At 34.5% G+C, this 7,065-nt stretch carries 2 protein-coding genes; both read right to left on the reverse strand.

All coding sequences use genetic code 11. From position 1 onward, the window contains the following. Window positions 1-45 precede the first annotated feature (45 nt). Window positions 46-1,428: a hypothetical protein gene (locus Q0Z55_RS10945; protein ID WP_297428421.1), complete on the reverse strand. Its 1,383-nt coding sequence runs from the start codon at window positions 1,426-1,428 to the stop codon at window positions 46-48. Further along, the gene (locus tag Q0Z55_RS10950; RefSeq protein WP_297428423.1) at window positions 1,421-6,433 is read right to left on the reverse strand and encodes an AAA domain-containing protein; all 5,013 of its coding nucleotides are present in this window, start codon (window positions 6,431-6,433) and stop codon (window positions 1,421-1,423) included. The genes Q0Z55_RS10945 and Q0Z55_RS10950 overlap by 8 nt, the downstream gene beginning before the upstream one ends. Window positions 6,434-7,065: the final 632 nt, after the last annotated feature.

Consider the following 7,065-nt stretch of genomic DNA (forward strand, 5'->3'; position numbering starts at 1 on the left):
GGCCCTCTAAGGCCGGTTTTTATTTTAGATATTCAGATAATCAATCTACTTCTTAAACATTGGACCAAAACTTATCCCATTTTCCTCTTTTGGTCGTTGCCAAGCATCAAACAAATTCACCAAGCTGTTTACCATATTATTATTGGTACTCATTGAACCTATCGGAAAACTGGTCAGGTATTCAGCTTCTGAATCTAAAACATGCAAAATTACTACTGCAAATTCGTTTTCTACAACAAGTATTTCAAAGTTTCCAGCTAGAAAACCCTCTTTAATTCCATAGAAATATTTCTGATGGTCTTTTGCAATGATTTTGCGGTAATTAATAATGGATGCTTTATCTTGCTCATTATTCATAGGCAAAAAACACTTTAGCTTTAATTCAATATTTTGTTTGTTCTTGAGCTGTCCCAAAGCACCAACAAAAGTGTTAAATCTAAGTGATTTTCCCCAAAAGGCATCATCCGGTGCCAACCAATAAATATTCTGAATTAGACGACCGGTTGCAATAATCTCTTTAATTTTATTGAGAATAAGTTTTGCGTTACCTTGGCTATAACATGGTCCTATAAACTGATGATTACTTTCATCTCCTGAGCTTTCAATAATATTTAAACTATTGAATAGTGCTACAGATGCCAAGAAACGCCCATCTTTAAAATATTGTTGTAAGTTAAATTCTTCAAATCCATCTAGATTATCTATGATGTCTTTAATATTGTTCCCTTTCTTACTTTGACCTAAAACCTGATAAATTTTTTCTCTAAGTTCTTCACTTATAATAGAGTCAAAAACTTTAATTGCTTGTGGTTCTGCATTAGCATCAACATTAAGGTCAAGGGATTTACGTACTGTGCAGTCTTTGACTTTCTTAACCGTGCCCATCTTATAGATGCTTGGTCTACCATCCATTTTTTTTAGTGTTATGGCCTCATCTTCTACAAGTTGGTAAAATTGCTTCTGGAATCTATCACGCACAATATTTTCACTGTTTGCAGCATTAGAGTTTGAAGCAATTAATTTCAAACCATACATATTATTGTCAGGCTTTTCCGGAATGAAATTGAAATTAGTTAACTCATACATCAAATTTTGAGTGTGCTCCAGAATTGATGCCACTTTAGGTATTGAGTCTACAGTTGTAAAATATTTCATTGATTTATTTGTTAGATGGAATAAATCATCCTTTTTTAGTTCAATTTCATTATTTGTAATAAGTTGATCCAATACTATTCTGGATTCTCTTTGATTCAACCCTAAAAAATTTGCAACACTATCTGCTGACATTGGGCTAATACGAAGTAATCTCATAATCATTGAGTCAATGAAATTTGGCATTTGACTTGATGTGTAATTAAACTTAACTTCAAAGCGTTGCGCAGGGATTAGGATATCCACATCATGATATGGAATGCTGTAATTAGTCATGAGTGAATCCTCTACGTGAATTATTTCCAGTGTTAGCGTGTCGTTTTGCTTCTAATTTAGGATCAGCTATATATTGATAGTGATCTTTATCACCTAATCGCTCATTGATATAGCTAAAAACTTCACCCAATGGAGTTTCTTGATGCTTTGGCATGTTCCACAATCTTGATGCACCAAATATAACTAATCTATCCATAGCTCTTGATAAGGCAACGTTGATTCGATTTGGCATTTTCATGAAACCGATTTTGTTATCTTCACTGTTACGAGTAATGGACAATATGATTATTCTATTCTCTTTACCCTGATAGCTATCTACCGTATCAATTTTCACTAGGTTCCTAAAATCCTCATTCCAAGACTTAGAGTTGAACTGCTTCCTCAAATGACGTTTTTGTTCCCCATACATACAGATAATCCCGATAGGTGGCTCATTCAGCTTAGATCTCTCTTTTAGCTCTTTCAATAATTGTTTATCTGCATGTATACGCTCTAACAAATCAATAATTTTACGAGCTTCGTGTTTATTGAAGAATGTAGTACCCACTGCATCACTGAATTTCTCTGAGGTATCTACCCATGTGACAGTAGAGCGTAATTCTTTAACGGTAGATTGCTGATAGATATGTGGCACCATGCGTACCATATCTTTGTGGTGAGAATGACCTAAAGGTTCGATAACACCAGTATTTAATTCATCATCATAGAAACAAGCAGATACCATTTCCCCAATTGCCGGTGCCATACGGTATTGAACTAAAAGTTTTCCTTGAACTGTCTTACCATAAGGAGAGTTAAACAATCTCTCAAAATCACTTTTTAAATTAGCCTCAATACGATTTTTAGAGACCCCTAATTTACGACCAAGTGCTTTTGCATGTTCCGGTGAATAGAGTGGCGGTAATTGTTTATGATCACCAACTAACAGGATTCTTTTAGCCGATTGCATTGCAATAGCTAATTCAGATGAAATTGATCTTGCTGACTCATCAATAATGACCCAATCAAATGATTGGTTAGCGATGTCTATCGAATGATGTCCTATTCCCACACATGTACCACAAACAAATTGACGGGTTTTTGAAAGATATGTTTCGTAATTTGCATTTGGACTATCTATTAACTCATCGTAATCAAACGCAATTTTTACAAGTGCTTTAGCATTACTGGCAGCTTTACCATGCACTTCAAAAGCATCATCTAACATCTGCCAAATTTGATTTTCACGATCTAAAATTTGACGGCTATTTAAACCTACCAATGATGAATACAGCTCAGGTGAATAGCCCTTGAGTCTTTCAATAAGCTTGTCGGCTAGTTTATTCCACTCAGTTTTTGAGATTAGATTTTCTTCTGGCAATTCGCTTGAAACCAACATTCTTGATAAATGTCCAAATAATTGTACTTTTAGGAACAAGGCACATGCTAAGTATTCTCGATCAACACCAATGGACTGACTTAAAGATAAAACCCGTTGTTCCATTTCACTTAAAAACAGATTTTTATGTGTTGAAATGATTGAGTCTGAGTAAACATCTTTTAAGTTATTCGATACTGCACTTTCTCTATTACTGAAACGAACAATCTCCAACGGCGTATTCAAGCGGTTAGAATGTTTTCTAATTCGCTCGGCAGCTGTATTCACAGCTTCGTGTGATTGACTAACCATCAATACATTATTGACATTCTGCTTCTCGAATAGGTAATGAACGAATGCAGCAATGAACTCCGTTTTGCCTGTACCTGGGGGACCTTGGAGAATAGAAACTGGACCATAGTTGATAAGTTTACGAAAAGCTTTTCGTTGTAAATCATTCAGACTAACAACCACCTTGCCCGCTTGATCTGTTTGATCATATCTCTCAAAATCTTGGTCTGTTACCTCAATGTCATAACAAATAGGATTGATATTTGAGTCAGGTTCAAAATAATCAACTAAATTAGGTATATCCGATTGCCGTCTGAGAATCTGTTCTAGAGCATTTTTTCTTTTTAAGAATGATGACTTATCCGCTTTCGTGCGTAGGTATAAGACCTCACCTACTTTAATTTTATCCGCATGTTTAACACCCTTTACTCGCAACTCACCTGCTAAAGAGTGTTGAATATCAATGTCCCCTACACGGAATTCCCTGTCGTCACCATTAAAATCAATAGTTTTATGGATCAGGCTGATAATTGAGTCTCTAGGGAATTTGTCTAATACATCATTGTCATCTTCATAGCGTGCGATATAAATTTTATTATCAACAAACTGTAGTGGTTGAGATAAAATGATATAAGGTAACGCCTCTGTCTCCGTTTCTAAAATTGCTTTCCATAGCTTTCTAGTGTCAATATTCAATGCAGCTAAATTTTTAACCTCATCAGTGAGGTCATTTGAATAGTGATCTAAGATTAACGGTACATCAGGATTAATATTTTGTTCTAAACCCGATAAAATTTGAGAATCAACACTTTTTTCTTGATCATTTAATTGACTTGCAAGAACATCATCAATAGCTGTTACAAATTCTTCAAGTTCAAAAAGAAAATTAGAAAGATCTGAATAATCTGAACGGCCAACTGCATGTTGTACATCTAGAGCTACATTAATCTCTAGTACAGCTTGATCTACAATGTAGTGTGGCACCACATCCGACTCACGGACACCAGTGATAAATTTAATACTTTTACTTTCAGGATCTAAAATAAATTGTATAGAGCCACCAATACCTTGCATTTTAACAACAATGTCTTTGGCATTACGCCCCTTTTCTAATGACACATATACACGTTTATTGTCGCCGTAAATTGTAAGTTCATTAAACTTATCTGGCACAGGCACTCGAATAGTTGGCGTATCACTATTACCTTGGGCAGTTTCAATGCTATCCAATAACCGGTTAAGATCCCCTAGAGGATATTCATTTTCTTCAAGCTCTAATTTAACAGCGTCACTAATCCATCTAAAGTCAGTGCTATCTTTACCAATCTCGAAATCTAGGATGTCACATACTAATTTCATGATTGCGAAGTTTTGGCACTGTTCACTCGTTGGGTTATCAATGTGATCAGGATAGTATTCACATTCGGGATCTACTGTATGGTTTATATCTATGATGTCGTTAAATACAAAACTGTTTTCTTCTAAATTGAATAGAACATTGAAACTAGAAATTCTACCAATAGGTAAACCAAGTTTCTGCAAATGAAGAATTGCTTCAATTAAATTGGCAGCCAACAATAGTCGGGTCTCATTTGTCGTATTAATTTCATTGGCTCTAAAACCATCTTGATATTCATTGACGATAAACAAGGATCTCGACTTAGTAGAAATGCCAACTCTTACAAGCTTTGGTAAATAAGGTAAATTCTGCTCGACTGTCTCATTAATACGTTCAAAGAAATGCTGATATTTGAGAATGTCACTCGATGTAAAATCCTCTATATGTACATCCGACCATTCTTTAACGAGCAAATCACCTGAGCGATATAAAATAACGTCAGGTTCCTCATCTTCATACAGCTCATAATCCTCTGGATAAGCTTTATGTATTCTATCCGTCGTAATGTATTGTTCTAATAATGTCGGATCAGCGCTAAACTCAACTGATTGTACTGGTCTATTGGTATTGAACAGGCGTAGCAATTGGGTTGCATCTTCAACTTCTAGATTGATAGCCTTTTTAACTAGATCACCTATCCAGTGTGAACTTTCAACACTAATATTGCTCAGTGACTTAGACGTTAACCGAATATTCGACCATAAATGCCATGCTAAAACAGCAAGCATATAAGCATCTTTCTTAAACATTGAAACATTCTCAAACTTTGAGCAAGACGTATCATTTAAAAAAGACAGTTCGGGTTGTAATTCACGAATATTATTATCAATACTTTTAGTATCAGCTGTTAAAAAGTGAGAAATTCCTACCTCTTTTTGAGGTGAGATCCAAATACAATGTGCATTAATATCTCCATGTGAAACGCCAATTTTGTGCATTTCAGAAAATTTGCTTAATAAAATTTGTATTAAATCTAGTTGGTCTTCTTCACTTAGATTGTGGCTAATTGTAGTTATGAAGTCATTGAATCGAAGATGACTTTGGCGATATTCAACCAACTCATTGTATTGTTGAGTGATTTGATCTTCCTCTGGCATGATCAAAGGAACAAGTGCCGTGTTATATAAATGGCTACTTTGCTTAAACTCAGCACTGATAACACGCTCATGATTCAGTAAATGAGCTCTAAGTTTAGGAGATTGAATACTCAAATTATGAAAATTTGCGAATTGCCATTGTCTTATAATCGCTTTGTCAGAACGAGATATTGTAGAGGTCGCCTCATACTCCACATAAAGCTTCTTAGGGTGAGAGATAAGCTCATCGTCCTGTTTATATTTATGCACAACAACCTTTTTAGGCGGGTTGTTTTTGCTTGTGAAAATCTTATCGATTAATTCAAAATCTTTGTATAGATGTTGAGCTTGTGGGTGTGGTTTGAACTCTTTATTAAAATTATTTTTGGTGGCAAATTTTAGAAACTTTTCTAGGCTTATTACGTGATTTAGATCTTCATCAGGCAAGCCAGAGAAATTAACTTTTCCGCACATAACAACATAAAAATGAACTCTAGGTACAAAACCTGGATTACCCTGAAATTTGTTTTTTAATACCTTTAATTTATTCATAAGAATGAATTGTTTTTGGCGTGTCAAAGAAACTGGTGACGCACCCATATCACGATCATCCATATACCAATTGCCATCAGCTGTCTTGACCGACTTTCCATTCCAGTCTTTCAGTTCAACAATAATCAGGACACTATTGGTCACTAAAATTAGATCGAATTCCCCCTCTTTTTTTGAGATTTGATCCACCAAGGTATAGCCTGCATAACCATACCAAGGACTCACTTTTCTCATTTCATCTTCTACGCTAAAAGCTTCTCTAATCTTAGTTAATGCTTTAGTTTCGTGTTGATGAATACCATTTGCTTGAGTTTTAATAATTAAAGACATAAATATCCCACAAAAAACACAGAAAAGATCAATCAAATTCAATAATTTAATTAGATTTATATAGTTCTGAATATAGATAAAGTTTGGTATATGGTTATTGGCTTAGAGCAATACATATTGCTTTAGCTCAAAAAATAGGTGGTTTTTTTTAATATCAGCCCTCAACCCTACTGGGTTTATTTTTTGTATGTGTGAAAAATATTCAAAATCAAATTAAAAGTAAAGTATTATTTTAAATATCTTTTATTTGGGTTATTTAGTTTTAACAGATTTGGGAATCCCAGTAATCCTCCCATAAATCACCGAAGTTAAAAGTAAAAGTGGTGGGAGTTGAAATCAAAGCTGGTTTCTTATATAGGTTGATGACAATAAAAATGTTTAACCCATTTTTACCCGAGTAAAATTTTAGGAACTAAAGATTACTACTGTAATCTTTAGTTCAATATTTATTGAGAAAACCAACTCAATTCAAGTTGCTTTTTATGCCAGTCTACAATCCCATAAAGAAGAGAACTTAATAGCCTTCTTCTGATTTTGAAGCAATGTACTATTATAAACCCGAATCATGGATAAGCCTAGTTTCACATCGTTGTAAATTGAGGCTTGTTCTGATGGCAGATTTGATATGCGCA

It is taken from the genome of uncultured Acinetobacter sp., from assembly GCF_947626835.1.
GTDB lineage: Bacteria > Pseudomonadota > Gammaproteobacteria > Pseudomonadales > Moraxellaceae > Acinetobacter.

What these genes read in the sequence shown, in the direction of transcription:
- Q0Z55_RS10950 (WP_297428423.1), bottom strand. Translation starts at nt 6,433, where the DNA reads ATGTCTTTAATTATTAAAACTCAAGCAAATGGTATTCATCAACACGAA.
- Q0Z55_RS10945 (WP_297428421.1), bottom strand. Translation starts at nt 1,428, where the DNA reads ATGACTAATTACAGCATTCCATATCATGATGTGGATATCCTAATCCCT.